The organism is Polaromonas sp. 39-63-25, assembly GCF_002278925.1.
Lineage (GTDB): Bacteria > Pseudomonadota > Gammaproteobacteria > Burkholderiales > Burkholderiaceae_C > Polaromonas.
Genome location: NZ_NCJH01000003.1, coordinates 128737 through 154155, shown reverse-complemented (window position 1 = coordinate 154155; position 25419 = coordinate 128737). Strand labels below are relative to the sequence as shown.

At 65.0% G+C, this 25419-nt stretch carries 23 protein-coding genes and 1 riboswitch; of the genes, 11 read left to right on the top strand and 12 right to left on the bottom strand.

Going from position 1 to position 25419, the window contains the following annotated elements; translation table 11 throughout:
• Positions 1 to 2: 2 nt before the first annotated feature.
• Genes B7X65_RS05050 through B7X65_RS05025 form a run of 6 tightly spaced genes read left to right on the top strand, consistent with a single transcriptional unit; the run spans position 3 to position 4749 of the window.
• A complete protein-coding gene (locus B7X65_RS05050) occupies positions 3 to 410 on the top strand; it encodes a 5-carboxymethyl-2-hydroxymuconate Delta-isomerase (RefSeq protein WP_293593204.1) in 408 nt (135 codons plus the stop codon).
• Between the two features lie 2 nt (positions 411 to 412).
• A complete protein-coding gene (gene hpaH, locus B7X65_RS05045) occupies positions 413 to 1213 on the top strand; it encodes a 2-oxo-hept-4-ene-1,7-dioate hydratase (protein WP_293593203.1) in 801 nt (266 codons plus the stop codon).
• Between the two features lie 9 nt (positions 1214 to 1222).
• The gene (gene hpaI / locus B7X65_RS05040; protein ID WP_293593202.1) at positions 1223 to 2032 is read left to right on the top strand and encodes a 4-hydroxy-2-oxoheptanedioate aldolase; all 810 of its coding nucleotides are present in this window, start codon (positions 1223 to 1225) and stop codon (positions 2030 to 2032) included.
• Between the two features lie 13 nt (positions 2033 to 2045).
• Complete coding sequence (locus tag B7X65_RS05035; protein ID WP_293593201.1) at positions 2046 to 2816, top strand: class II aldolase/adducin family protein; 771 nt, start codon at positions 2046 to 2048, stop codon at positions 2814 to 2816.
• A gap of 38 nt (positions 2817 to 2854) precedes the next feature.
• Positions 2855 to 3850 (top strand): 2-dehydropantoate 2-reductase, encoded by a 996-nt coding sequence (locus B7X65_RS05030; RefSeq protein WP_293593200.1) that lies wholly within the window; start codon positions 2855 to 2857, stop codon positions 3848 to 3850.
• On the top strand, positions 3847 to 4749 hold the full coding sequence (locus B7X65_RS05025) for a DMT family transporter (protein ID WP_293593199.1): 903 nt from the start codon (positions 3847 to 3849) through the stop codon (positions 4747 to 4749). Before B7X65_RS05030 ends, B7X65_RS05025 begins: the two co-directional genes overlap by 4 nt.
• 30 nt (positions 4750 to 4779) lie before the next feature.
• Here the strand turns inward: B7X65_RS05025 and alr are convergent, their stop codons facing one another.
• The gene (gene alr / locus B7X65_RS05020) at positions 4780 to 5874 is read right to left on the bottom strand and encodes an alanine racemase (protein WP_293593198.1); all 1095 of its coding nucleotides are present in this window, start codon (positions 5872 to 5874) and stop codon (positions 4780 to 4782) included.
• A 193-nt stretch (positions 5875 to 6067) separates the two neighbouring features.
• Between alr and lplT the strand changes: the two genes are divergently transcribed.
• The 3 genes from lplT (at position 6068) to B7X65_RS05005 (ending at position 8904) form a co-directional block, all read left to right on the top strand.
• Positions 6068 to 7348 carry a lysophospholipid transporter LplT gene (gene lplT, locus B7X65_RS05015; protein WP_293593242.1) on the top strand — a complete coding sequence of 427 codons (1281 nt, stop codon included), beginning with the start codon at positions 6068 to 6070 and terminating at the stop codon, positions 7346 to 7348.
• Between the two features lie 16 nt (positions 7349 to 7364).
• Positions 7365 to 8282 carry a DMT family transporter gene (locus B7X65_RS05010; protein WP_293593241.1) on the top strand — a complete coding sequence of 306 codons (918 nt, stop codon included), beginning with the start codon at positions 7365 to 7367 and terminating at the stop codon, positions 8280 to 8282.
• Positions 8283 to 8418: 136 nt separating this feature from the next.
• On the top strand, positions 8419 to 8904 hold the full coding sequence (locus B7X65_RS05005; RefSeq protein ID WP_293593197.1) for a glutathione peroxidase: 486 nt from the start codon (positions 8419 to 8421) through the stop codon (positions 8902 to 8904).
• Positions 8905 to 8951: 47 nt separating this feature from the next.
• Here the strand turns inward: B7X65_RS05005 and glcF are convergent, their stop codons facing one another.
• From glcF to B7X65_RS04970, 7 genes are all read right to left on the bottom strand, one after another.
• Positions 8952 to 10178: a glycolate oxidase subunit GlcF gene (glcF, locus tag B7X65_RS05000; RefSeq protein WP_293593196.1), complete on the bottom strand. Its 1227-nt coding sequence runs from the start codon at positions 10176 to 10178 to the stop codon at positions 8952 to 8954.
• Positions 10178 to 11275 carry a glycolate oxidase subunit GlcE gene (gene glcE / locus B7X65_RS04995; protein WP_293593195.1) on the bottom strand — a complete coding sequence of 366 codons (1098 nt, stop codon included), beginning with the start codon at positions 11273 to 11275 and terminating at the stop codon, positions 10178 to 10180. Before glcE ends, glcF begins: the two co-directional genes overlap by 1 nt.
• Before the next feature lie 76 nt (positions 11276 to 11351).
• On the bottom strand, positions 11352 to 12284 hold the full coding sequence (locus B7X65_RS04990) for an SMP-30/gluconolactonase/LRE family protein (protein ID WP_293593194.1): 933 nt from the start codon (positions 12282 to 12284) through the stop codon (positions 11352 to 11354).
• Complete coding sequence (locus tag B7X65_RS04985; RefSeq protein WP_293593193.1) at positions 12281 to 13147, bottom strand: aldose 1-epimerase; 867 nt, start codon at positions 13145 to 13147, stop codon at positions 12281 to 12283. The genes B7X65_RS04990 and B7X65_RS04985 overlap by 4 nt, the downstream gene beginning before the upstream one ends.
• 171 nt (positions 13148 to 13318) lie before the next feature.
• Entirely contained in the window at positions 13319 to 14836 is a 1518-nt protein-coding gene (gene amt, locus B7X65_RS04980) for an ammonium transporter (protein ID WP_293593192.1), read from the bottom strand.
• A 28-nt stretch (positions 14837 to 14864) separates the two neighbouring features.
• The gene (glnK, locus tag B7X65_RS04975; RefSeq protein ID WP_077591625.1) at positions 14865 to 15203 is read right to left on the bottom strand and encodes a P-II family nitrogen regulator; all 339 of its coding nucleotides are present in this window, start codon (positions 15201 to 15203) and stop codon (positions 14865 to 14867) included.
• A gap of 37 nt (positions 15204 to 15240) precedes the next feature.
• On the bottom strand, positions 15241 to 16008 hold the full coding sequence (locus B7X65_RS04970; protein WP_293593191.1) for a TorF family putative porin: 768 nt from the start codon (positions 16006 to 16008) through the stop codon (positions 15241 to 15243).
• A 204-nt stretch (positions 16009 to 16212) separates the two neighbouring features.
• Between B7X65_RS04970 and B7X65_RS04965 the strand changes: the two genes are divergently transcribed.
• Positions 16213 to 17748 (top strand): YifB family Mg chelatase-like AAA ATPase, encoded by a 1536-nt coding sequence (locus B7X65_RS04965; protein WP_293593190.1) that lies wholly within the window; start codon positions 16213 to 16215, stop codon positions 17746 to 17748.
• 116 nt (positions 17749 to 17864) lie between these two features.
• Here B7X65_RS04965 and metH read toward each other — a convergent pair whose 3' ends face one another.
• The 3 genes from metH to fba form a co-directional block, all read right to left on the bottom strand.
• Entirely contained in the window at positions 17865 to 20648 is a 2784-nt protein-coding gene (metH, locus tag B7X65_RS04960; protein WP_293593189.1) for a methionine synthase, read from the bottom strand.
• A gap of 61 nt (positions 20649 to 20709) precedes the next feature.
• Positions 20710 to 20803: riboswitch (S-adenosyl-L-homocysteine riboswitch) on the bottom strand.
• Between the two features lie 25 nt (positions 20804 to 20828).
• Positions 20829 to 21737, bottom strand: a complete 909-nt coding sequence (locus tag B7X65_RS04955) for a phosphoribosylaminoimidazolesuccinocarboxamide synthase (RefSeq protein WP_293593188.1) — start codon at positions 21735 to 21737, stop codon at positions 20829 to 20831.
• Between the two features lie 85 nt (positions 21738 to 21822).
• A complete protein-coding gene (fba, locus tag B7X65_RS04950; protein ID WP_293593187.1) occupies positions 21823 to 22887 on the bottom strand; it encodes a class II fructose-bisphosphate aldolase in 1065 nt (354 codons plus the stop codon).
• A 260-nt stretch (positions 22888 to 23147) separates the two neighbouring features.
• Between fba and B7X65_RS04945 the strand changes: the two genes are divergently transcribed.
• Positions 23148 to 23879, top strand: a complete 732-nt coding sequence (locus tag B7X65_RS04945) for a phosphatase PAP2 family protein (protein ID WP_293593186.1) — start codon at positions 23148 to 23150, stop codon at positions 23877 to 23879.
• 59 nt (positions 23880 to 23938) lie between these two features.
• Here the strand turns inward: B7X65_RS04945 and pyk are convergent, their stop codons facing one another.
• A complete protein-coding gene (gene pyk / locus B7X65_RS04940) occupies positions 23939 to 25372 on the bottom strand; it encodes a pyruvate kinase (RefSeq protein WP_293593185.1) in 1434 nt (477 codons plus the stop codon).
• Positions 25373 to 25419: the final 47 nt, after the last annotated feature.

The window sequence follows — 25419 nt, the reverse complement described above, 5'->3', positions numbered from 1 at the left end:
CAATGCCACACCTCGTCATCCTCTACACCCCCAACCTCGAGACCGCCACCGACATGACGGCACTGTGCCGCGCGCTGGCGGGCACCATGCTGGCCGTGAAAGACGAGGAGGGCAAACAGGTCTTCCCCACCGGCGGCACGCGGGTGCTGGCCTACCCGGCCGCGCATTACGCGGTGGCGGACGGGAAGCGGGACTACGGCTTTGTTTACCTGAATCTGCGCATGGCTGCCGGCCGCTCGAACGCTACCAAAAAGAGAGCTGGAGACGCTTTGCTGGCGCTCGCTACGGCCCATTTTGACCCCTTGATGAAGGACCGGCTGATCGGCATCACGCTGCAGCTGGACGAAAGCCCCGGCCAGGTCTACGACGGCAAACACAGCAACCTCCATCCCCTCTTCCAGAAAACCTGACCATGTTCAGCCCGGAACTGATTGCCCAGCTGGCCGCCGAACTGGACCACAGCGAGAAGACCCGCGTGCAGGTCGAGCATTTTTCAAAACGTTACCCCGGCATGACCGTCGAGGACGGCTATGCGATTTCGCGCGCCTGGGTGCAAATGAAAATCACCGGGGGGCGTGTGGCGAGGGGCCACAAGATCGGCCTGACCTCGCGCGCGATGCAGATCTCCAGCCAGATCGACTCGCCCGACTACGGCACGCTGCTGGACGACATGTTTTTCGAACCCGGCGACATTCCGGCAGCCCGCTTCATCGCGCCGCGCGTGGAAGTGGAGCTGGCCTTTGTGCTGAAGAAAAAACTGGAAGGCACACACATCACCGTGGACGATGTGCTGGACGCCACCGATTATGTGCAGCCCGCGATCGAGATCATCGACGCACGCATCGAGCAGTTCGACCGCCACAGCAAAGCCATGCGCAAGGTTCAGGACACCATCAGCGACAACGCCGCCAATGCCGGCATCGTGCTGGGCGGCCGCAAGGTGTCGCCGCACGACGTCGACCTGCCCTGGGTCGGCACCATCCTGCGCCAGAATGGCGTGGTCGAGGAAACCGGCCTGGCCGCCGGCGTGCAGGGCCACCCGGCCATTGGTGTCGCCTGGCTGGCCATGAAACTCGCCCCCTGGGGCGAATGCCTGCAAGCCGGCGATGTCGTGCTGGCAGGCTCCTTCACCCGGCCGGTCGCCGCGAAAGCCGGTGACCGTTTCGACGCCGACTACGGACCCCTCGGTCGTTTTGAATTTCACTTTGTTTAAAGACACCCCATGCAAACACCCCTGAATCCCTTCAAGCAGGCCCTGGCCGACAAGCGCGCGCAGATCGGCCTCTGGCTGGGCCTGGCCAGCCCCTACAGCACCGAGATCTGCGCCGGTGCCGGTTTTGACTGGCTGCTGATCGACGGCGAACATGCCCCCAACGACATCAACAGCATCCTGGCCCAGCTGCAGGTGATGGCCGGCTACCCGGGCTCGCACGCGATCGCACGGGTGCCCATGGGCCACGGCCATGTCGGCGAAGCGCTGATCAAGCAGTACCTGGACATCGGCGTGCAGACCTTGCTGGTGCCCATGGTGGACACACCCGCGCAAGCCGCTGCGCTGGTCCGGGCTAGCCGTTACCCGCCGCAAGGCATACGCGGCATGGGCGGCGCGCGCGCTTCGCGCTGGGGCCGTTACCCGCAGTACGCGCATGAAGCCAATGCACAGGTCTGCCTGCTGGTGCAGGCAGAAACACAGCTGGCGCTGGACAACCTGGACGCCATTGCCGCCGTGGACGGTGTGGATGGTGTCTTCATCGGCCCGGCCGACCTGTCTGCGTCCATGGGCCATGTGGGCAACCCGGCCCATCCCGAGGTGCAGGCAGCGATTGCCGACGCCATCACGCGCATCAACAAGGCGGGCAAAGCCGCCGGCATCCTGACGCCCGATGAAGCCACGGCGCGCAAGTACCTGGCTCTGGGTGCCACCTTTGTGGCCGTGGGGCTGGACACCCATCTGCTGGTCCGGGCCACCAGCGCCCTGGCCGCCGCTTTCAGGGCAGCCGTCGCGCCCGCGCCCGTCAGCAAAACCTATTGACTGGAGACTCCCCATGAACGCCGTCCTGCAAAAACCCGGGATACATCCCGACGAATGGAAAACCCGCGTCGAGCTGGCCGCCTGTTACCGCGTGTTTGCCATGCTCGGCTGGACCGAGATGATCTACAACCACATCACGGTGCGGCTGCCGGACAGCGTCACCGGTGGGAACAAGCAGTTTCTGATCAACCCCTTCGGCCTGCACTACAGCGAAGTCACCGCTTCCAACCTGGTGAAGATCGACCTGCAGGGCAAGGTGCTGGACGGCTCGACACACCGGGTCAATCCGGCCGGTTTCACCGTGCATGCGGCGATTCATGACGGCCTGCCCGATGCGCACTGCGTGATGCACACCCACACCACCGCCGGCGTGGCGGTCGCCTGCCTGCAGGGCGGCCTGCAGCAGACCAACTTCTACACGGCCCAGCTGCATGACAAGGTGGCCTACCACGACTTCGAAGGCATCACCATCCACGCCGAGGAAGGCCCGCGCCTGGTCAACAACATCGGCACGCGGCAGGCAGTGATCTTGCGCAACCACGGCCTGCTGACCTGGGGCCACGCCCTGCCGCAGACCTTTGCCATTTTGTGGACGTTGCAGCGTGCCTGCGAAATCCAGCTGGCCACCTTCAGCATGGGCCCGGCGATTGCGGTGACAGAAGCCGTGGCGCAGAAATCCACGCGCGACGCGCTGCAGTTCCAGCCGGCCTACGGCGCCGGCCAGGATGTCTTTGACGCGCTGGTGCGGCAGGTCGACCGGATCGACAACAGCTATCAAAACTAGAGCGCCTTGCGCGCGTCAACAAAGGGCTGGAAGCCAAAATGACTCATAAAACCATCAACAAAGCGTGTATCTACGGCGCCGGTGCCATCGGTGGCTGGATAGGCGCCGGACTCGCGGCGGCAGGCTGCAGCGTTAGCGTGGTGGCGCGTGGCGCAACGCTGGAAGCGCTGAACCGCCACGGCCTGCGTGTGGCAAGCGGAACAGACATCCACTCCGCGGCCGTGCAAACCAGCGCCGACCCGGCCGCGCTGGGCGTGCAGGACCTGGTGGTCATCGCGGTGAAAGCACCCGCACTGCTCGACGTGGCACGCCAGATCGCACCGCTCATCGGCCCCGACACCCTCGTCCTGACAGCGATGAACGGCGTGCCCTGGTGGTTCTTCCAGGGTTTTGGCGGCCCCTACGCCGGCACACAACTGAAAGCGGTGGACGCCACCGGCGAGATTGCCGCGGCCATTCCGGCGGCGAACATCATCGGCTGTGTGGTGCATGCGAGTTGCTCGGTCGATGCACCCGGCGTGATTCGCCACCATTTCGGCAACGGCCTCATCATCGGCGAGCCTTCGGGCGCGCAGAGCCCACGTGTGCAGGCGCTGGCGGAGCTGCTGGTGCGCGCCGGCTTTGCGGCCAGCGTGTCGGCGCAGATCCAGAAAGACGCCTGGTACAAACTCTGGGGCAACATGACGGTCAATCCGATCAGCGCCTTCACCGGCGCCACCACCGACCGCATCCTCGGCGACGAGCTGGTGCGCGATTTCATCTCGAAGATCATGCTCGAAGCCAAAGAGATAGGCGCACGCATCGGCATCCCGATCGCCCAGCAGCCGGAAGACCGGCACGCGGTGACACTCAAGCTCGGCGCCTTCAAAACCTCCATGCTGCAGGACGTGGAAGCCGGCAAGGCGGTCGAGCTCGACGCCCTGGTCACCGTGGTGAAGGAACTGGGCAAACTGACGCAGGTACCCACCCCCTTCACCGACGCGCTGCTCGGCCTGGCGCGCCTGCACGCCCGTGTTCATGGGCTGTACCCATGAGCACCCGCCGGGCCCTGAGCGGCGCCGCCTTTGCCACCCTGCTGCTGATCGCGCTGATGATGGGCGCCAACCACGTGGCGGCGCGCCTGGCCTTCAACAACGGCGTGGACGTGGCCACAGCGGTGGCCTTCCGCAGCGTGGTCACTGCCCTGGCGGTGGCGGCCCTGCTGGCCACCCAGCGTGTGCCGCTGCGCTTCACCGCACGCAACAAACGCATCCTGCCGGTCATCGGCCTGTTGATCGCCGTGCAAAGCCTGTGCCTGTATTCGGCCGTGGCGCGGCTGCCGGTGGCGCTGGCGCTGCTGGCCTTCAACACCTACCCGATCTGGACGGCGCTGTGGGACTGGGTGCTGTACCGCCGCTCGCCCGAACGCGCCCTGCTGCTGGCCATGCCGGTGATCCTGATCGGGCTGGCGCTGGCGCTCGACGTGCTGGGCGCCGCTTCGGGCCTGGGCGCGGCCGGGCAATGGGGCCGCATCGGCACCGGCGTGGCCTTTGCGCTGGCGGCGGCGGCCACGTTTGGCGTGGCGCTGGTGCTGACCCAGCACGAGGCCGGCGACGTCGATGGCCGTGTGCGCACCCTGACCACCATGAGCATCGTCGGCCTGTTCGCGCTGGCGGGCGTGGCCGTGCAGGGCGGCTTCCATTTGCCGCAGGCGGCCATCGGCTGGTGGGGCCTGGCTGCGCTGACCTTTCTGTACGGCACGGCCTTCACCATCATGTTCACCGTGCTGCCCAAACTGGGCGTGGTCGGCAACTCGGCCATCATGAATGTGGAGCCGGTGTTTGCGCTGGTGCTGGCCTGGCTGATTCTGGGTCAGGCGATTGCGCCGGTGCAGGTGGCCGGCGCGCTGCTGGTGGTGGGCGCGGTGATGGTGCTGGGATTGCGCAAGCGTTGAGCATCAGCTCAGCGGACAACGCGCTGCCGCTCAATCGACCTGAAATGGCACGCGTGCTGCCACGGCACACATCAACTCATAACCGACCGTGCCCGCAGCCGCTGCGATCTCGTCGATCGACAACAAGGCGCCGTTGGACGCGCGCCCCCACAAGGTGATGTCCGACCCCATGCCGGCATCGGGCACCGGTGTCAGGTCCACCGTGATCATGTCCATGCTGACGCGGCCCACCATGCGTGTGCGCACGCCGTGAACCAGCACCGGTGTGCCCGTCGTGCAGTGCCGGGGGTAGCCGTCGGCATAACCGCAGGCCACGACGCCGATGCGCAGGGGGCCGTCGGCGGTGAAGCTGGAGCCGTAACCCACCGTGTCGCCCGCCACCAGCTGTTGCACACCAATGATTTTCGACGCCAGCGTCATGGTCGGCAGCAAGCCCCAGTCGGCGGCACTGTGCTCGGGGAAATCGGGCGAACTGCCATACACCGCGATGCCGGGCCGCACCCAGTCGGACTTCTCGCCGATGGCCAGGCCATGGCGCAGAGTGGCCGCGCTGTTGCTGAGCGTGCGCTCGCCGGGCAGGTCGTGCGTGACCGCCTCGAAAACCTGCAGCTGGTGGGTTATCCCGCGCGCGCCGTCGGCGTCGCTGAAATGGGTCATCAGCGAAATTTCTTCCACCTGCGGCAAGGCGTTGAGCCGCGTCCAGGCCGCGCGGTAACGCTCGGGCGTGAAGCCCAGGCGGTTCATGCCCGAGTTCATCTTGAGGAAGACACGGTGCGGCACCTGGGTCTTGTGGGCCGCCAGTATGTCGATCTGCTCGTCGCAATGGATGGCGTGCCACAGGCCCAGGCGTGAGCACAGCTCGAGGTCGCGGGCGTCAAAACAACCCTCCAGCAGCAGGATGGGGCCGCGCCAGTCCAGCGCGCGCAGGCGCTGGGCCTCGGACAGGTCCAGCAGGGCGAAACCGTCGGCGCTGCGCAATGCATCAAACACGCGCTCGATGCCGTGGCCGTAGGCATTGGCCTTGACGACGGCCCAGACCCGGGCGTCCGGCGCAGCAGCGCGGGCGCGCGCCAGGTTGTGGCTGAGGGCGGCGGCATGAACGGTGGCAAGAATGGGACGGGGCATGTCAGGAAACGGCTCGTGGTAGTGGGGGAACAGGACGGGGCGGGGGTTAACGCAGGCTTGTCAAGACCTATTTGTCGATTCTGCCATCCTGCCGCGTGCTATAAACCTTGATAGTCAGGAGACATTCACTTTTATCGTGCCGCATCAGACTGCCTGATGCATTCGCCACAGTGATCAACACCGTTCAATGAAGCTGAAGCGCGGTTTTTACACCATCATGGCAGCCCAGTTTTTCAGCTCGCTGGCTGATAACGCGCTGTTCGTCGCCGCCGTGGAGCTGCTCAGAACCAGTGGCGCGCCCAAATGGCAGCCGGCCGCGCTGGTGCCGATGTTTGCGCTGTTTTATGTGGTGCTGGCGCCCTTTGTCGGCGCTTTTGCCGATGCGCAGCCCAAGGGCAAGGTCATGTTCATCAGCAACGCCATCAAGGTGGTGGGCTGCCTGATGATGCTGTTCGGCACACACCCCTTGATGGCCTACGCGATTGTCGGCCTGGGTGCTGCCGCCTACTCCCCGGCCAAATACGGCATCCTCACCGAGTTGTTGCCGGCCTCCCAGCTGGTCAAGGCCAACGGCTGGATCGAAGGCCTGACGATTGCCTCCATCATCCTCGGTGTGCTGCTCGGCGGCCAGCTGGTCGGCCATTCGGTGTCGCACCTGCTGCTGTCGTTCGACTTCCCCGTCATCAGCACCGGCATCGACACGCCGCCCGAAGCCGCCATCTGCGCGCTGATCACCCTGTATGCGATTGCCGCCTGGTTCAATACGCGCATTCCGCTGACCGGCGTGGAGATGCGTCCGATGCCGCGCAACAAGCTCGAACTCCTGCCCGATTTCTGGAACTGCAACTCGGCGCTGTGGCGCGACAAGCTGGGCCAGATTTCGCTGGCGACCACCACGCTGTTCTGGGGCGTGTCGGGCAACCTGCGTTACATCGTGCTGGCCTGGAGCGCGGCGGCCCTGGGCTACAGCACCACGCAGGCGTCGTCGCTGGTGGGCGTGGTGGCCATTGGCACCGCCGCTGGCGCCATCCTGGCGTCCATGCGCATGCGGCTGGAGCACGCCACCAGCGTGATGCCGCTGGGCATCGCCATGGGCGTGCTGGTGATCCTGATGAATTTCATCACCAATGTCTGGGTGGCCGCGCCCTTCCTGATTCTGCTGGGCGGCCTGGGCGGCTTCCTGGTGGTGCCGATGAACGCGCTGCTGCAGCACCGCGGCCACAACCTGATGGGCGCCGGCCGCTCCATCGCCGTGCAGAACTTCAACGAGCAGGCCTGCATCCTGGCGCTGGGTGCCGGCTACAGCCTGTCCACCGGCATGGGCCTGTCGGCCTTCGGCGCGATCACCGCCTTTGGCGTGGTGGTGGCCGGCTTCATGTGGCTGATCCAGCGCTGGCACAAAAGCAACTGCATCAAATACAAAGAGCAGATCGATCATCTGATGACCATCGCGCGCAGCGACAAATTGCACTGATGCGGCCGGCATGGACATGCGGCCAGGCCGTGGTCCCGCGGAGCCGAAAGCCGTGACCCCCCGTGGCGCCGCCCTGGCCGCATCGGCACTGGTCTTCAACGCCTTTGTCTGGGGCGTGTCCTGGTGGCCGTTTCGCGAGCTGCAGTCGCAGGGGCTGCACCCCCTGTGGTCCACCGCGCTGATCTACTTCTTTTCGCTGGCCTGCATCTCGGCATGGCGGCCCGGCGGCTGGCGCAGCTTCGCGCGGCATCCGCAGCTCTGGTGGCTGGCCGTCGCCGCCGGGCTGACCAACGTCGGCTTCAACTGGGCCGTGACCGTCGGGGACGTGGTTCGGGTGGTGCTGCTGTTTTACCTGATGCCGGCGTGGTCCGTGCTGCTGGCCTGGGGCCTGCTGGGAGAAAAACCGACCCGCGCTTCGCTGCTGCGCCTGGTGCTGGCGATGGCAGGTGTGCTGATCGTGCTGAAATCGCCGGACTCGCCCTGGCCGGTGCCGCACAGTGCCGCCGACTGGCTGGCCCTGATGGGTGGCCTGAGTTTTGCCGCCACCAACGTGCTGCTGCGCAAGCTGGCGTACACGCCCAGTGAATCACGCATGATGGCCATGTTTGGCGGTGGCGGCCTCATGGCCACTGCCACCGCATTGCTGGGCATGGCCTGGCACACCGTGCCGGCGCCGGTCTGGAGCACCTCGTGGGCCGGCGTCGCGCTGGGCCTGGCTGTGGCCTTCCTGCTCAGCAACATGGCGCTGCAGTATGGCGCGGCGCGCCTGGCGGCCAGCACCACCGCACTCGTGATGCTGACCGAAATTCTGTTTGCCAGCCTGTCGGCGGCCGCACTGGGCGCAGCGGAATTCAGCCCGCGCACGCTGCTGGGCGGCAGCCTGATTGTGCTGGCCGCCGCGCTGGCAGCGCTGGCTCCCGCGCCGCAGAAATAACCCCCACGTTCGCTCGCTGCGCGTAGCTCTCTGCCCCCCGAGGGGGCGCATTTTTCCTCGGGGCGGCCCGGCGGAAAAACATCCCCCCTCCGTTCATTCGCTGCAGTACAGTGGCAGGTCCAACCAGGAGCGCGCCATGAGCAGCATTTACGACTTCGAAGCCCGGCAGATCAACGGCCAGGACATTGCGCTTTCGCAATTCAAGGGCAAGGTCATGCTGATCGTGAACACGGCCAGCCAATGCGGCTTCACGCCGCAGTTCGGCGGCCTTGAAGAGCTGCACAAGGCCTACACCGGCAAGGGCCTGGTGGTGCTGGGTTTCCCCTGCAACCAGTTCGGCTCCCAGGACCCGGGCGCCGACGGCGAGATTGCCGAGTTCTGCCAGGTCAACTATGGCGTGAGTTTTCCAATGATGGGCAAGATCGACGTCAACGGCCCGGCCGCGCACCCGCTGTACAAGTGGCTGTCGTCCGAAGCGCCCGGCCTGCTGGGCAGCAAGGCCATCAAGTGGAACTTCACCAAGTTCCTGGTCGGCAAGGACGGTCAGGTGATCCGGCGTTATGCACCGACCGACAAACCGGCCGACCTGGCGAAAGACGTGGAAGCTGCGCTGGCCGCCTGATTTCAGAAGAAAGTTGCCTTCAGCCCTTGATGGACGGGCGCAAGCAGCTATTTATTTGATAGCGCCTCGTCGAGCACTTCGATCCAGTGCCGCACCGGCGTGGCCGTGCCGCTTTGCAGGTGCGTGATGCAGCCGATGTTGGCCGACACAATCACCTCGGGCGCCATCTCGCCCAGATTCGCCAGCTTGCGGTCGCGCAGCTGGAAGGCGATCTCCGGGTTCAGCACGGAGTAGGTGCCGGCCGAACCGCAGCACAGATGCGCTTCGCAGCTGGCGACCTTCACGTCGAAACCCAGGGCGCCCAGGTGTTGCTCAACACCGCCGCGCAGCTGCTGGCCGTGCTGCAGCGTGCAAGGCGGATGAAACGCGATAGGCGCAGCGCTGGCGGCCACCCGGCCGCGCAGCGACGCCACCAGTTCGGGCAGCAGCTCGCTCAGGTCGCGCGTCAGTTCGCTGATACGCGCCGCCTTGGCCGCATACGCCGCATCGTCCTGCAAGTGGTAACCGTACTCCTTGACGGTGACGCCGCAGCCCGAGGCGTTCATGACGATGGCCTCGACACCAGCCTCCACATGCGGCCACCAGGCGTCGATGTTGCGGCGCATCTCGGCCTTGCCGCCGTCCTGGTCGTTCAGGTGAAACTTCACCGCGCCACAGCAGCCGGCCTTGGCTGCCACCACGGTCTGGATGCCCGCCGCGTCGAGCACACGCGCCGTCGCGGTGTTGATGTTGGGCATCATGGCGGGCTGCACGCAACCGGCCAGCATCAGCATCTTGCGGGCGTGTTCACGCTGCGGCCACTGGCCCGCCGGCTGGCGCGCGGGCACCTTGTTCTTCAGCGCCGCCGGCAACAGGCCACGCACGGCCTGACCGAGTTTCATGGCCGGTGCAAACAGCGGTGACGGCAAGCCTTCCTTCAGCGCCCAGCGCACCACGCTCTCGGAAGTGGGCCGCGGCACCCGTTCATCGACCAGCTTGCGGCCGATGTCGATCAGGTGGCCGTACTGCACGCCGCTGGGGCAGGTGGTCTCGCAATTGCGGCAGGTCAGGCAGCGGTCCAGATGCAGCTGGGTCTTGCGCGTCGGCGCCTGGCCTTCGAGCACCTGCTTGATCAGGTAGATGCGCCCGCGCGGGCCGTCGAGTTCGTCACCGAGCAGCTGGTAGGTCGGGCAGGTCGCAGTGCAGAAACCGCAGTGCACACATTTGCGCAAAATCGCCTCGGCCGCCTGGCCGTCGGCGGTGTTCTTGAATTCGGGGGCGAGGTGGGTTTGCATCAGAAGTCCGGGTAGAGGCGGCCGCGATTGAAAATCCCGGAGGGATCGAACTCTTTCTTGAGCTGGCGGTGAATCCGGTCCAGAGGTGGCTTCAAGGGGTCAAATCGGCCCTCAGCCCTTTCCACATGAGCGCCATCAGCTATGAAAAGCGTAGCGCTTCCGCCAACAGCCGCAGCAGCATCGCGCAGGCGCTGCGCCTCACCGGCGGCAGCCCGCACCCAGCGCTGCGCCCCGTGCCATTCGACCAGCGGCGGCTCGGGCAGGTCCAGCACCGGTGCGGTCTGCGGCACCGACAGCCGCCACAAGTCCTGCTCGCCGCGCTCCAGAAACCACGGCAACTGCTGGTCGCGGCACAAGGTCCAGTCGGGTGCCGTCGCGGCATTGTCCTGGCGCTCGCCGCCCAGTGTTTTGCAGGCGGCCTCGACCGCTGCGACGGCGCCGCGCAAACGCAGGTACAGGGTGGGGGCACCGGCGTCGTCGACCCAGCAGCTGGCGTTGAGCGGCAGCGGCTGCCCGCCCCAGCTGTTCAACTTTGCCAGGGCCTCTGACTGGCTCATTCCGAACTTCAGCGTGGCTTCGGCTGGCGCCACCGGCAACACCTTGAGGCTGATTTCCGTGAGCAGCCCCAGTGTGCCCATGGCACCCGCCATCAGCCGGGAGACGTCGTAACCCGCCACGTTTTTCATGACCTGACCGCCGAAGGTCAGCAACTCGCCCTTGCCGTTGAGCAGGGTGACGCCCAGCACGTAGTCGCGCACGGCACCCACACTGGCGCGCGCCGGGCCGCTCAGGCCGGCTGCAACCATGCCCCCCACCGTGGCGCCCGGCCCGAAGTGGGGCGGCTCGAAAGGCAGGCACTGGCCGCGTTCCGCCAGCACCGCCTCGAGCTCGGCCAGCGGCGTGCCGGCCCGCGCGGTGACCACCAGTTCGGTGGGCTCGTAACTGGTGATGCCCGCCAGCGGCGTGACATCCAGCACCTCGCCCTGCAGCGTCTGGCCGTAGAAGTCCTTGCTGCCGCCGCCGCGGATGCGCAGTGGCGTGCCGCTGGCGGCTGCCGCCTGCACCTGGTCGATGATCAATTGAAGCGCTGAGTCCATGGTGCTGATGGTAAGGGGACGCCGGTCGGCCGGGGTTGATATTTTTGAACGGCGGCTGTTCGCTTTTTTGGGGGCTTCAACCCGCGTCCGCGAAAAAATGGACGGGCAGACCGGGCACATCGACACGCATGGAAAACACGCAACCGGACTGCGGCAGTACTTCGAGTTCGGCGGCGGGTCGCCCGTGACGCGCCGTGGTCAGGTACAGCGTCTGCAGGTCGTCGCCGCCAAAACACACCATGGTCGGGCACACCACGGGGGTGGGGATGTCGGCCAGCAGTTCGCCGCCCGGCGACAGCTTGAGCACGCGCCCGCCCTCGTACATGGCCACCCAGTAATTGCCCTGGCTGTCCACTGCTGCGCCGTCGGGTCGGCCGCCATAACCCGGCATGCCGGCCTGCCAGCCGGGCGGCTTGGGCGGGAACTGCCGGAACACGCGCTGCCGGGCCAGGGTGTTGCCGGCGGCGTCCCAGTCCCAGGCGCGGATGACATGGCCGGTCGTGTCGGCCCAGTACAGGGTCCGGCTGTCGGCCGACCAGGCCAGGCCGTTGCCCACGGTCGCGTCGCCGGCCATGCGCACCAGCGCCGGTGTGTGGCCCGCCCGGCCGTCCAGGCAATACAGCGCCGCTTCGCGCGCAGCGCGCGGCTCGTAGATCGTGCCGGCCCAGAAGCGACCCAGCGGATCACATTTGCCGTCGTTGAAGCGGGTGGTTCGCGGGTCGTGCGCGGCATCAGCCAGCTTCTCCAGCGCACCGCCCCAGGTCCGCGCCCGATAGATGCCGTCGCGCAGCGCAACCACAAGCCCGCCGCTGCGCGCCGGTGCGATGCAGCCGGGCTCCAGCTCATGCGGCGCCGCCATGGCCCAGCTTTCCACCGTGCCCATGAACACATTGCTGCGGTGAATTTTTTTACCCGCAATATCGACCCAGTAAAGCAGCTGCTCGTCGGGGTGCCAGAACGGCGATTCGCCCAGTTCGCTGGGCTGCGCAACCGTGGTCGTCCAGCTCATGCGGCGGACTCCACTTGGATGCTCATCTGGGCACTCATGGATTCGCCCGGTGCCAGCACCTGGATGCCCAGCTCATCGACCTGGCCCGCCCCGGCCTGCAGCAGGTTGACGGCATTGTTGACATGGCTGACCGGCTCGATCGCCACAAAGTCGCGCTTCGGGTTGGTGAACACCACCAGGCGGCCGAGGTTGGACGCTATGCGTGTGTGCATTTTTTCATCACGCAGGTGCACCACGCCGTTCCAGCCGTCAAAGCAGTGGTCCACATCGAGCGCGGCGCAGTCCACGTCGAGTCCGTGCGCCGGCAGGCGGTGCGTCGGCAGTTTTTCCTCGTTCATCTCCCTGCGCCCGGTCGCTTCAAACGCAATACGGCTGCGGTTGCGCTTGACAAAGTAGGGGTGCCAGCCCAGACCGGCCGGCGCCGGTGTGGCCGACTGGTTGGTCATGCTCAGCGTGAGTTCGAGGGTGTTGCCACTGAGGCGAAAAGTCTGCGAGGCGTCAAAGGCAAACGGCCAGGCGGCGTCGGCGCTGTGTTCGAAAGCGAGCATCAGCAGCTGCTCGTCCTGGTCGAGCACCTGCCAGGGCCGCTGCCAGCCCAGGCCATGGATGGCATGCGGCTCCGGCCCGTTGTTCTGCACCAGCGGATGGCTGGTGCCCTGCCACTTCAGCGTGGCATGGCCGACACGGTTGGAAAACGGCACCAGCGGATAACTGCCGGCCAGGCGCACCGACATCAGCTCGCCGGCGGGCGTCGAACGCAGCACAGGCAGGTCGCCGAGCCAGAGGCCGGTGATGCAACCGCCCAGGTCGGGCTTGATGTCACAACGCAGGCTGGCGCTGGACAAGGTGATGGGCTCGGTCATGGGCAAGTCTCCTGCCGACATTGTGCACGGTGGACAAACCGCCCAGGCAAAAAAAAAGCCCGCCAGAACCGGAGTTCTTGCGGGCTCAACATCCAAAGGAGACTCTCGCTATTTATCCCAAATTCATTCAAGCCGCCGTGGCCACCCGGAGACGGCCACGGCTTGTGCCGGTCAGCGGCTGTAGGCGGTTTCGCCGTGCGACGTGATGTCGAGGCCTTCGCGCTCGTCTTCTTCGCTGACACGCAGACCGATGGTCAGGTCCACCACCTTGTAGGCGATGAAGGAAACCACACCGGACCAGACCACCGTGATCAACACAGCCTTGAGCTGGATCCAGACCTGGGCAACGATGGAGTAATCCGCCGCCGTCACCATGGTGGCCGTGACCCAGTCTGCCACGTAGCCGGGGCCACCCAGGCTTGGGGAGTTGAACACGCCGGTCAGCAGCGCGCCGAGGATACCGCCGATGCCGTGCACGCCGAACACGTCGAGCGAGTCGTCCGCACCCAGCATTTTCTTCAGGCCATTGACACCCCAGAGGCAGGCAAAACCAGCCACCAGACCAATGATCAGGCCGCCGCCGATGCCGACGTTGCCGGCTGCCGGCGTGATCGCCACCAGACCAGCGACTGCGCCGGAGGCTGCACCCAGCATCGACGCCTTGCCGCGCATCAGCGCTTCACCGACACACCAGGCCAGCACCGCGGCTGCCGTGGCACCCAGGGTGTTGATGAAGGCCAGGGCGGCAAAGCCGTTGGCTTCCAGGGCGGAACCGGCGTTGAAACCGAACCAGCCCACCCACAGCAGGGCGGACCCGACCATGGTCAGTGTCAGGCTGTGCGGCGCCATGGCTTCCTTGCCGTAACCAATGCGTTTGCCCACCATGTAGGCACCGACCAGGCCGGCGACAGCGGCGTTGATGTGCACGACGGTACCGCCGGCGAAATCAAGCGCACCCGACTGCCAGATGTAACCGGCTTTGGAGGTCATCTCGTCAACAACTTCCTTGGCGGTGTAGGCGTCAGGGCCCATCCAGAACCACACCATGTGCGCCATCGGTGCGTAGCTGAAGGTGAACCAGATGACCATGAACATCAGCACGGCGGAAAACTTCATGCGTTCGGCAAAGGCGCCGACGATCAGTGCGCAGGTGATGCCGGCGAAGGTGGCCTGGAAGGCTGCGAAGATGATCTCGGGTATCACAACCCCCTTGCTGAAGGTTGCGCCGTTGGCGAAGGTACCCGCAACGTTGTCCCAGACACCCTTCATGAACAGCCGGTCAAAGCCGCCGAAGAACGCATTGCCCTCGGTAAAAGCCAGGCTGTAGCCGTAGATGAACCACAACACGGTGATCATCGAGAAGGTGACCATGACCTGCATGAGCACAGACAGCATGTTCTTGCTGCGGACCAGTCCGCCATAGAACAGGGCCAGACCGGGGATGGTCATCAGGATCACCAGCATGGTCGAGACCATCATCCAGGCGGTATCGCCCTTGTTGGGCACGGCAACAGGTGCGGCAGGCGCCGCTGCTTCGGCCGCAGCCGGTGCAGCCACTGCGGCAGGAGCAGCCGCCGGTGCAACGGCTTCAGACGCCGCGGGGGCAGCCGCTGGCGCCTGCGCCAGCACGGCGGCGCCGGAAGTCAGCAAGCTCAGTCCCAGAGCCAGGGAGGCAAGTAGTTTTTTCATGTCTATTTCTCTTTTTGAGGGTTGAGGCTTAGAGCGCTTCCTTGCCGGTTTCACCGGTGCGGATACGCACGACCTGCTCGAGGTTGTAGACGAAGACCTTGCCGTCGCCGATCTTGCCGGTACGGGCTGCGCCCTCGACGGCTTCGATGACGCGGTCCACCAGCTCGTCGGACACCGCTGCCTCGATCTTGACCTTGGGCAGGAAGTCCACGACGTATTCAGCGCCGCGGTACAGCTCCGTGTGGCCTTTCTGGCGGCCGAAGCCCTTGACTTCGGTCACGGTGATGCCCTGCACACCAATACCGGACAGCGCCTCGCGCACTTCGTCCAGCTTGAACGGTTTGATAATGGCCGTTACGAGTTTCATGAGTTCTCCTTTGCCTCAGCTTCTAAGCCGTGTTATTTCAGAAACTTTTCTTGACGGACAGGACCAGGCCATCCTTGGCAAGATCCCGGGTGCCCGAACCAACCAGAGTGTAGGGGCCGCCCAGGCCGCTGGTGCCCACTACCGCGAGGCTCACCACCAGACCGTCGATGTCCTTGTTGACCGCCACCGAGTAGTCCGTGTAGGAATTGCCGTTCTTGATTTTCTGCGCGCCGACGTGCGGCACGATGGACCAGCCGGAACCCAGGTCAAAGTTGGCACTGAGGTCGAGGTAGCCGCTGTTCTTGCTATTGGCCGTGCCAAACAGGTTGGTCGTGGCGTGCGAGTATTTGGCAGTAACGATGCCGAAGGTGAGCGCGCCGTACAGCTCGAAGGTGTTGGGGCTCACGAAACCTGCCGTCTTTTTCAGGTCGTTGCCGGCATACCAGTAGTAGAGGCCGCCGACGTCATAACCCACGCTATCGGACAACGCGCCTTTGTAGCCGCCGTAGACGTCGATCTCGATCGGACCCTTGGTGGTGTTGGGGTTGGCGGTGGAGTCTTTCAGCCAGGTGATGGTCGAAGCCCAGGTACCGAGGTAAAAGCCGCTTTTGTGGGCGTAGTCGATGCCGCCATTGAGCGCTGGTTTTTTGCCGGTCTGCGAAATGCCGCGGTAGCGGTAGTCGGTGGTGGCGCCGACGTTGTAGGACAGGGTGTAGTCTGGCGCAGGGGCTGCGGTCTGGGCAAAGGCCGAACCTGCCAGGGCAAGTACCATCACCAGCATTGATTTTTTGGCGGCTGATTTCATCGAGGACTCCATAAATAGTTGAAAAGGGAATTTGGCGCGATGAACACTTAGCATGGAGCGTGCCAAATTTTGTAGGCCTGAAGCTCCTTCGTCGTCGTCAGGAAGGGCTGACGCGTTAACTTGAACTGGAATAAATACAAGATGCGCACCTAACGAGTGCATCAATATATGCTCGCTTTTGGTGCATGAGGGAGAAATCGACAAATGAGCTTATCTTTAGTGCAGAGCCGTGCCTTGCTGGGTATGCAGGCGCACCCGGTCTGCGTCGAAGTGCACCTGGCCAACGGCCTGCCAAGTTTCACGCTCGTGGGCCTTGCGGAGACAGAGGTCAAGGAAGCCCGTGAGCGGGTGCGGTCTGCCATCCAGAACACCGGCCTGGAGTTTCCCGGCAACAAACGCATCACCGTGAACCTGGCACCGGCCGACCTGCCCAAGGACTCTGGCCGATTCGATCTGCCTATTGCGCTGGGCATTCTGGCGGCCAGTGGCCAGATCGACACCGCCAAGCTCGCAGGCTACGAGTTTGCCGGCGAGCTGTCGCTGGGCGGGGAGTTGCGTCCCATACGCGGCGCCCTGGCCATGAGCCTGGCCCTGCCAGGCCGGGACACCGGTCAGCCCCGACCCCGGCTGGTGTTGCCGGGTGGCAGCGCCGAGGAAGCGGCGCTGGTGCCGGATGCCGAGGTCTACCGGGCCCACCACCTGCTCGACGTGGTCAGGCAATTTCTGCCGGGCGACATGATTCCCGAGGACACGCAAGGCTGGGTCCGGCTCCAGCCCAGCGCCCCGCAGGACACCACCCCTTATCCGGACCTGTCCGACGTCAAGGGGCAGGCGGCGGCCAAGCGCGCACTGGAGATTGCCGCCGCTGGCGGCCACAGCCTGCTGATGGTGGGCGCGCCGGGTTCGGGCAAGTCCATGCTGGCCCAGCGTTTTGCCGGCCTGCTGCCGGCCATGAGCACAGCCGAAGCGCTCGAAAGCGCAGCCGTCGCCTCGCTCGGCGGCCGCTTTTCGCTGAACAGCTGGGCAGTCCGGCCCACCGCCGCCCCGCACCATACCGCCAGCGCCGTGGCCCTGGTCGGCGGGGGCTCACCGCCCCGGCCTGGTGAAATTTCACTGGCGCACCATGGCGTTTTATTCCTCGATGAACTCCCGGAATTTCCGCGAGCCGCGCTGGAAGCCCTGCGCGAACCGCTGGAGTCGGGCACCATCACGATCTCGCGCGCCGCCCGGCGCGCCGAGTTTCCGGCCCGCTTCCAGCTGATCGCTGCCATGAACCCCTGCCCCTGCGGCTACCTCGGCTCCAGCCTGCGTGCCTGCCGCTGCTCGCCGGACCAGGTCTCGCGTTACCAGGGCAAACTCAGCGGCCCGCTGCTGGACCGGATTGACCTGCATGTGGAAGTGGGAGCACTGGCCGCCGAGGAATTGCTGGGCGCCGCACCAGGCGAAAGCACGGCCAGCATCCGGCAACGGGTAGTTGCGGCGCGTGAACGCGCCACGGCGCGCCAGGGCAGCAGCAACCAGGCCTTGCAGGGCAAGGCCATTGATGCGCAGTGCCAGCTCGACGATGCCGCAGCGAAATTTCTGAACACGGCGGCCGCGCGCCTAGGCTGGTCGGGACGCAGCATCCACCGCTGCCTGAAAGTGGCACGCACCATCGCCGACCTGGCCGGTGCGCAGTCGGTGCAGCTCACCCACGTGGCCGAGGCGGTGCAGTACCGGCGGGCGCTCAAAGCAAATTAAGGCCCCCACGGTCGCTCACTGCGTGTAGCTCCCTGCCCCCCGAGGGGGCCGCTGCGCCTGCGGCCCGGCAAAGCCGGTTCCGCAGCCCCTGCTTGAAGGGAGCGCCTCGCGGCCGTTCAAAGGTTGGGCGCCAGCAGCCGCTGCAGGTCTTCGGCCTTTTTGCCGCGCCGCTTGGCCAGGTCCTGCAACTGGTCGTCGCCGATCTTGCCAACGTTGAAATACACGCTTTGCGGATGGCTCAGGTAAAAGCCGCTGACACTGGCGGCCGGGGTCATGGCCAGGCTTTCGGTGAGTGCCATACCGATGTCCTCGGCCTGCAGCAGCTCGAACATGTCTTTTTTGACGCTGTGGTCCGGGCAGGCCGGGTAGCCGGGCGCCGGGCGTATGCCCTGGTACTTCTCGGCAATCATGTCCTCGGTGCTCAGCGTTTCGCCGGCGGCGTAACCCCACAAATCCTCGCGCACCCGTTTGTGCATGGCCTCGGCAAAGGCCTCGGCCAGCCGATCGGCCAGCGACTTGAGCATGATGGACGAGTAGTCGTCGTGGTCGTCGTTGAAGTACTTTTCCTTCTTCTCGGCGCCCAGGCCGGCCGTCACGGCAAACAGGCCGATGTAGTCAGGCAGCATGAAGGTGTTGTGGCCCTCGGCGCCCGCATGTCCGGCGCGCACGGCCTTGGTTTCGGCTGACAGCACTTTCGGCGCCACAAAATCGGCCAGGCAACGACTGGGCCGCATCACGCCGTCGAGCGCGGTTTTCTCGGCCTGCTGGCGCAGGCCATACCAGGTCATGGCCACTTCGCTGCGCGTCTCGTCGGTGTAGATCTCGATGTCGTCACCGACGCTGTTGGCCGGGTACAAACCGATGACACCATTGGCCGTGAGCCAGCGGCCTTCGATCAGGCGCTTGAGCATGCGCTGCGCGTCGGCATACACACGTACAGCCTCGGTGCCCACCACCTCGTCTTTCAGGATGGCCGGGAAAGGGCCGGCCAGGTCCCAGGTCTGGAAGAAGGGGCCCCAGTCGATGTAGTTCGCCAGTTCAGCCAGATCGAAGTTCTTGAAGACGCGACGGCCGATGAATTTCGGTTGAGGCGGCGTGTAATGCGCCCAGTCAATCGGCGTGGCATTGGCGCGTGCCTTGGCCAGCGGCCACATCGGTGTCTGCTTCTTGTTGGCGTGCTGGGTGCGCACCTTGTCGTAGTCGGCATTGAGCTCGGCTATGTATTTGGCCGCCTGGTCGGAGAGCAGGCTTTGCGCCACGCTGACACTGCGCGACGCGTCGGGCACATACACCACCGGGCCCTCATAATGCGGCGAAATCTTGACGGCCGTGTGGACCCGGGAGGTGGTGGCGCCGCCAATCATCAGCGGGATCTTCTTGATGCGGAAATGGTCGTCCTTCTGCATCTCGCCGGCCACGTACTGCATTTCTTCCAGGCTGGGCGTGATCAGGCCCGACAGGCCGACAATGTCCGCACCTTCGACCTTGGCGCGCGCCAGGATTTCGTGGCAGGGCACCATCACGCCCATGTTGACCACGTCGAAGTTGTTGCACTGAAGCACAACAGTGACGATGTTCTTGCCGATGTCGTGCACGTCGCCCTTGACGGTGGCGATGATGATCTTGCCCTTGGTCTTGACGTCGCCACCGGCCGCTTCGAGCAGCAGCTTTTCGGCCTCGATGTAGGGCAGCAGATGGGCCACGGCCTGCTTCATCACACGCGCGCTTTTCACCACCTGCGGCAGGAACATCTTGCCCTGACCGAACAGGTCGCCGACCACGTTCATGCCATCCATCAGCGGGCCTTCGATCACATGCAGCGGGCGCCCGCCCTCGGCTTTGATCGCCTGCCAGACCTCTTCGGTATCGGTCACGATGTGTTCGTTCATGCCGTGCACCAGCGCGTGCGACAGGCGCTGGCGCACCGGCAGCGCGCGCCACTCATTGCGCTTGCTGTCGTCCTTGGCGCCGCTTTTCGCGGTCTCGGCCACTTCGATCAGGCGTTCGCTCGGCGAGACTTCAGGCTCGCCCGGCTTGTAGACGGGCGTTCGATTGAGAACCACGTCTTCGACGCGTTCACGCAGGGTCGGCTCGAGGTCGTCATAGACGCCGACCATGCCGGCGTTGACGATGCCCATGTCCATGCCGGCCTGGATCGCGTGGTACAGGAACACCGTGTGGATGGCTTCCCGCACCGGGTCGTTGCCGCGGAAGCTGAAGGACACATTCGACACGCCGCCCGACACCTTGGCGCCGGGCAGGTTGGCCTTGATCCAGCGTGTGGCGTTGATGAAGTCCACCGCGTAGTTGTTGTGCTCCTCGATGCCGGTGGCAATCGCAAAGATGTTGGGGTCGAAGATGATGTCTTCTGGCGGAAAGTCCAGCTCGTCCACAAGCACGCGGTAGGCGCGCTCGCAGATCTCGATCTTGCGTTCGTAGGTGTCGGCCTGGCCTTGTTCGTCGAAGGCCATGACCACGGCGGCGGCGCCGTACCGCTTGAGCAGCTTGGCCTGGTGTTTGAAAGGTTCCAGCCCCTCCTTCATCGAGATGGAGTTGACGATGCCCTTGCCCTGGATGCAGCGCAGGCCGGCCTCGATCACGCTCCATTTGGAGCTGTCAATCATGATGGGCACACGGGCGATGTCGGGCTCGCTGGCGATCAGGTTCAGGAAACGCACCATGGCGGCCTGGCTGTCCAGCATGGCTTCGTCCATGTTGATGTCGATGATCTGAGCACCGTTTTCGACCTGCTGGCGGGCCACGACGAGCGCCTGCTCGTACTCGCCATTGAGGATCAGGCGGGCAAAGGCCTTGGAGCCCGTGACGTTGGTGCGCTCGCCGATGTTGACGAACAGGCTGCCCGCGCCGATGGCGACCGGCTCCAAGCCGGACAGTTTCATGGGGGGAACTTGGATTTCGGACATTCACTCACCTTGGATGAGGAAGCTCTGAACAAGCTCCCTGAGGTGAGCGCCGTTGCAAAGGCAGGCCGTGGGGGTCCTGCTGTCACCCAAGCCTGACGAAACCGGGTTTCGCTGCAACGCTCCTTGAGTTGAAGCTATTTTAAACCAAGGCGCCGGTCAGGCCGTCAGCCGGGTCAGCGCTTCCTGGTACTTGGCCGCGGTTTTCTCGACCACGTCCTGCGGCACGCGCGGTGCTGGCGGCGTCTTGTCCCAAGGCTTGCCGTTGACCAGGGCCTGTTCCAGCCAGTCGCGCACAAACTGCTTGTCGTAGCTGGGCGGGTTGGTGCCCGTGGCGAAGGCCTGCTCGTAACCTTCGATAGGCCAGTAGCGCGAGGAGTCGGGCGTCAGCACCTCGTCCATCAAGGTCAGTGTGCCGTTTTCGTCGAGGCCGAACTCGAACTTGGTGTCGGCAATGATGATGCCTTTGGTCAGGGCAAAGGCCGCCGCCTCCTTGTAGATGCGCAGGCTGAGGTCGCGGATCTGCGCGGCCAGTTCGGGGCCGACGACCTGGACCACCTGCTCGTAGCTGATGTTTTCGTCATGCTCGCCCACCGCCGCCTTGGCCGCCGGCGTGAAAATCGGCTCGGGCAGCTTGCTGGCGTTTTTCAGGCCGGCTGGCAGCGGCACACCGCAAACCGACTGGCTGTCCTGGTATTCCTTCCAGCCGCTGCCGGCCAGGTAGCCGCGCACCACGGCCTCGACCGGAATCGGCTTCAAACGCTTGACCAGCATGGAACGGCCGGTGACCTGCGGCACTTCGGCGGCTGTCACCACGCTTTCGGGCGCTTCGCCGGTCAGGTGGTTCGGACAGATATGGTCCAGCTTGTCGAACCAGAACAGCGCCATCTGCGTGAGCAACACGCCTTTGCCCGGAATCGGCTCGCCCATGATGACGTCGAAGGCGCTGAGCCGGTCGCTGGCGACCATCAGCAGCCGGTCTTTGCCGACAGCGTAGTTGTCGCGAACCTTGCCGCGCGCGAGCAGGGGCAGGGAGGTCAGGGCCGAGGTGTGGAGAGCGGAGGTCATGGGATGCTTGCCAAAAGTAAAAAAGCCCGCCGGTAGCGGCGAGCTTTGAATTATCGCCCGTTCGACACGGCGAGGATTTTCCGGGTTAACGCACCACCTGGGCCAAATCGCCCCTGGCGTATTTGGCGGCGACAACACTCAGTGCTTCACCCTTGATCTTGCCGGCCTGGCCTTCGCAGCCGAACTCGATGTAGCGCTGCTTGCAGATGGCCTTGGCGGCCTCGCGCGCAGGTTTGAGCCATTCTCTGGCATCAAACTTGTCGGGGTTCTCGGCCAGGAACTTGCGCACCGCTCCGGTCATGGCCAGGCGGATGTCGGTGTCGATATTGATCTTGCGCACACCGAATTTGATGGCCTTCTGGATCTCCTCGACCGGCACGCCGTAGGTTTCCTTCATCTTGCCGCCATACTGGTTGATGATGGCCAGCAGGTCCTGTGGCACGCTGGAGGAGCCGTGCATGACGAGGTGGGTGTTGGGGATGCGGCGGTTGATTTCCTTGACACGTTCGATCGCCAGAATGTCGCCCGTGGGCTTGCGCGAGAACTTGTAGGCGCCGTGGCTCGTGCCGATGGCGATCGCCAGGGCGTCGAGCTGGGTGCGCTTGACGAAGTCGGCGGCCTGCTCGGGGTCGGTCAGCAGCTGGTCGTGGGTCATGACGGCGTCGGTGCCATGGCCGTCTTCCTTGTCGCCCTGCATGGTTTCCAGGCTGCCCAGGCAGCCCAGTTCGCCCTCCACCGACACGCCGGTGGCGTGGGCCATGTCCACCACCTTGCGGGTGACCTCGACGTTGTAGTCGAAGCTGGCGATGGTCTTGCCGTCGGCCTCCAGGCTGCCATCCATCATCACCGAGCTGAAGCCCAGGTCAATCGCACCCTGGCAGACGGCCGGGCTCTGACCATGGTCCTGGTGCATGACCAGGGGAATGTGCGGGTAGGCCTCGACGGCCGCCAGGATCAGGTGCTTGATGAAGGCTTCGCCGGCGTATTTGCGCGCGCCTGCGCTGGCCTGCAGAATGACGGGCGCCCCCACCTCGTCGGCGGCGGCCATCACGGCCTGGACCTGCTCCAGGTTGTTGACGTTGAAAGCTGGAATGCCGTAGGTATTGACTGCCGCATGGTCCAGCAGCTCGCGCATGGAAACGAGTGCCATAAGAGATATCCCCAGGAAGGTTGAACGGATTCGGTGGATTCGGTAACTGACCGGTAACTTCTTTCATTTTACCCGCCGCGCCGACCCACGGAGCCCTCGGGCCGCCTCTGGACAGCCTTCCTGCGTCAGCCTTGAAGGGGCAAAGGTGTAGGACAAGCCCGCCCCGGACCGTTGCGCACCTTTGCCAGACGCCGACATTAAGCCTGATTTAAGGCGTACAGGGCTATCGTCCAGCCTTCCTTGCGCCCAACACGCTCCCCATGCACGCCTTCCGCAGTCCAGCCATTTCCAGCCCGTCGCGTCTATTTTTCTGGTCACTGGCCAGCCTTCTTCTGTTGCTGGCCTGGGACGCTTCCGGACTGGACCTGACCCTGGCGCGCTGGTTCGGGTCCGCCAGCGGCTTTGCCCTCGAAAACCACTGGTTCTGGCGCGGCGTGCTGCATGACGACATGCGACCGCTGCCCTGGTTGCTCGAAGGGGCACTGCTGATTGGCATCGCCCGGCCTGTCGGCACCCTGCGGCGCTTGCCAGTGTCGCGCCGCGTCCAGCTGGCCTTGACCACGCTGGCGGCGCTGCTGGTGGTTTCCGACATCAAGCTGCACAGCCACAGCAGTTGCCCCTGGAGCCTGCAGGAATTCGGCGGTGTGGCCAGCCATGTCTCGCACTGGGCCTGGGGCGTGCGGGACGGCGGGGACGGTGGCTGCTTTCCGGCCGGTCATGCCTCGGCGGGTTTTGCATTTGTCGGCGGCTTTTTTGCCTTCCGGCATGTCCTGCCGACCACGGCTCGCCGCTGGTTGCTGGGTTCCATGCTGGCCGGCCTGCTGCTGGGGCTGGCGCAACAGGTGCGCGGCGCCCACTACATGAGTCACACCTTCTGGACCGCCTGGTTCTGCTGGACCACCGCCGCCGGCCTGGACCTCGGCGTCACCTGGGTCACCCGCCAGACGTCACAAAGGCCGGCACGCCCTCAGGCAGAGGTTCCTGGTCACTGAGGACCGGGGCCGGCGTCGGCCATCGGGGCGACGCAGCCCGGCAGGTTTACAGGTTTGGCTCAGGCCACCCGGCAGATCTTGAGCATGTTGGTGCCGCCAGGGGCACCCATGGGTTCGCCGCAGGTGATGGCATACACGTCGCCGCTTTGCACGATGTTGCGGCGCAGCAGGTGCCCTTCCGCCTGTTCCAGCGCGGTGTCGCGGTCGGCGCTGGTGTCCATCAACAGCGGGCGCACATTGCGGTACAGCGCCATCTTGCGCTGCGTCGCCAGGCGCGGAGTGAGTGCGTAGATCGGCACGCGGATGTCGTGGCGACTCATCCACAGCGGCGTGGAACCGCTGTCGGTCAGCGCCACGATGGCCTTGGCGCCCAGGTGGTGGGCCGTGAACAGCGCCCCCATGGCGATCGACTGGTCGATGCGCGTGAAGGTCTTGCCGCTGAAGTCGGCGTCCAGCGCCGTGTATTCGGCTTTTTCCGCTTCCAGGCAGATATTGGCCATTTCCTCGATGGTCTCGAGCGGGTAATTGCCTGCGGCCGTTTCTGCGCTCAGCATCACGGCGTCGGTCCCGTCGAGCACGGCATTGGCCACGTCGCTGACCTCGGCGCGCGTGGGCACCGGGTTGAGGATCATGCTTTCCATCATCTGCGTGGCGGTGATGACCACCTTGTCCATGGCGCGGGCCATCTTGATCATGCGTTTTTGCAGCGCCGGCACGGCGGCGTTGCCGACTTCCACCGCGAGGTCGCCACGCGCGACCATGATGCCGTCGCTGACCCGCAGGATGTCTTCCAGGTTGGGAATGGCTTCGGCGCGTTCGATCTTGGCAATCAGGCCGGGCTTGTGTTTGTAGGGCGCGGCGGCCACATTGCACAGCTGGCGCGCCATTTCCATGTCGGTGGCGTTTTTCGGAAAACTCACCGCGACATAGTCCGCCTGGAAACTCATGGCGGTCCGGATGTCTTCCATGTCCTTGGCGGTCAACGCGGGCGCGGTCAGGCCGCCACCCTTTTTGTTGATGCCCTTGTTGTTGGAGAGTTCGCCGCCCAGCTTGACGGTGGTGTGGACCTCCTCGCCGCGCACCGCGTCGATGGTCAGCACAATCAGGCCGTCGTTGAGCAGCAGCAGGTCGCCGGCTTTCACGTCGCGCGGCAGCTCCTTGTAGTCCAGACCCACACCCTTGATGTCGCCCGGCTCGGTGCGCGAGGCATCGAGCACGAACTTGGCGCCGGGCACCAGTGTGACCTTGCCCTCGGCAAATTTGCCGACGCGGATTTTCGGCCCCTGCAGATCGGCCATGATGGCCACCTCACGGCCGGCGCGCTGGGCCGCCTCGCGCACCAGCCCGGCCCGGTCGATGTGGTCCTGCGCCGTGCCGTGGCTGAAATTGAGGCGCACCACGTTGACGCCCGCACGTATCATTTTTTCAAGCAGCGCCGGATCGCTCGAGGCGGGGCCCAGGGTGGCAACAATTTTGGTGGCGCGGCGTGGCATGAGTGTCTCCTGTAATTTGTAGACGATTCTCACACGGAACCGGTTAC

What these genes read in the sequence shown, in the direction of transcription:
- B7X65_RS04990 (WP_293593194.1), bottom strand. Translation starts at nt 12,284, where the DNA reads ATGAGCTGGACGACCACGGTTGCGCAGCCCAGCGAACTGGGCGAATCG.
- metH (WP_293593189.1), bottom strand. Translation starts at nt 20,648, where the DNA reads ATGAAACTGTCCGGCTTGGAGCCGGTCGCCATCGGCGCGGGCAGCCTG.
- B7X65_RS05050 (WP_293593204.1), top strand. Translation starts at nt 3, where the DNA reads ATGCCACACCTCGTCATCCTCTACACCCCCAACCTCGAGACCGCCACC.
- B7X65_RS05005 (WP_293593197.1), top strand. Translation starts at nt 8,419, where the DNA reads ATGAGCAGCATTTACGACTTCGAAGCCCGGCAGATCAACGGCCAGGAC.
- B7X65_RS05035 (WP_293593201.1), top strand. Translation starts at nt 2,046, where the DNA reads ATGAACGCCGTCCTGCAAAAACCCGGGATACATCCCGACGAATGGAAA.
- amt (WP_293593192.1), bottom strand. Translation starts at nt 14,836, where the DNA reads ATGAAAAAACTACTTGCCTCCCTGGCTCTGGGACTGAGCTTGCTGACT.
- B7X65_RS04955 (WP_293593188.1), bottom strand. Translation starts at nt 21,737, where the DNA reads ATGACCTCCGCTCTCCACACCTCGGCCCTGACCTCCCTGCCCCTGCTC.
- B7X65_RS05025 (WP_293593199.1), top strand. Translation starts at nt 3,847, where the DNA reads ATGAGCACCCGCCGGGCCCTGAGCGGCGCCGCCTTTGCCACCCTGCTG.
- glcF (WP_293593196.1), bottom strand. Translation starts at nt 10,178, where the DNA reads ATGCAAACCCACCTCGCCCCCGAATTCAAGAACACCGCCGACGGCCAG.
- alr (WP_293593198.1), bottom strand. Translation starts at nt 5,874, where the DNA reads ATGCCCCGTCCCATTCTTGCCACCGTTCATGCCGCCGCCCTCAGCCAC.
- B7X65_RS04985 (WP_293593193.1), bottom strand. Translation starts at nt 13,147, where the DNA reads ATGACCGAGCCCATCACCTTGTCCAGCGCCAGCCTGCGTTGTGACATC.
- glnK (WP_077591625.1), bottom strand. Translation starts at nt 15,203, where the DNA reads ATGAAACTCGTAACGGCCATTATCAAACCGTTCAAGCTGGACGAAGTG.
- pyk (WP_293593185.1), bottom strand. Translation starts at nt 25,372, where the DNA reads ATGCCACGCCGCGCCACCAAAATTGTTGCCACCCTGGGCCCCGCCTCG.
- B7X65_RS04965 (WP_293593190.1), top strand. Translation starts at nt 16,213, where the DNA reads ATGAGCTTATCTTTAGTGCAGAGCCGTGCCTTGCTGGGTATGCAGGCG.
- hpaH (WP_293593203.1), top strand. Translation starts at nt 413, where the DNA reads ATGTTCAGCCCGGAACTGATTGCCCAGCTGGCCGCCGAACTGGACCAC.
- hpaI (WP_293593202.1), top strand. Translation starts at nt 1,223, where the DNA reads ATGCAAACACCCCTGAATCCCTTCAAGCAGGCCCTGGCCGACAAGCGC.
- B7X65_RS05010 (WP_293593241.1), top strand. Translation starts at nt 7,365, where the DNA reads ATGCGGCCAGGCCGTGGTCCCGCGGAGCCGAAAGCCGTGACCCCCCGT.
- B7X65_RS05030 (WP_293593200.1), top strand. Translation starts at nt 2,855, where the DNA reads ATGACTCATAAAACCATCAACAAAGCGTGTATCTACGGCGCCGGTGCC.
- glcE (WP_293593195.1), bottom strand. Translation starts at nt 11,275, where the DNA reads ATGGACTCAGCGCTTCAATTGATCATCGACCAGGTGCAGGCGGCAGCC.
- B7X65_RS04970 (WP_293593191.1), bottom strand. Translation starts at nt 16,008, where the DNA reads ATGAAATCAGCCGCCAAAAAATCAATGCTGGTGATGGTACTTGCCCTG.
- B7X65_RS04945 (WP_293593186.1), top strand. Translation starts at nt 23,148, where the DNA reads ATGCACGCCTTCCGCAGTCCAGCCATTTCCAGCCCGTCGCGTCTATTT.
- fba (WP_293593187.1), bottom strand. Translation starts at nt 22,887, where the DNA reads ATGGCACTCGTTTCCATGCGCGAGCTGCTGGACCATGCGGCAGTCAAT.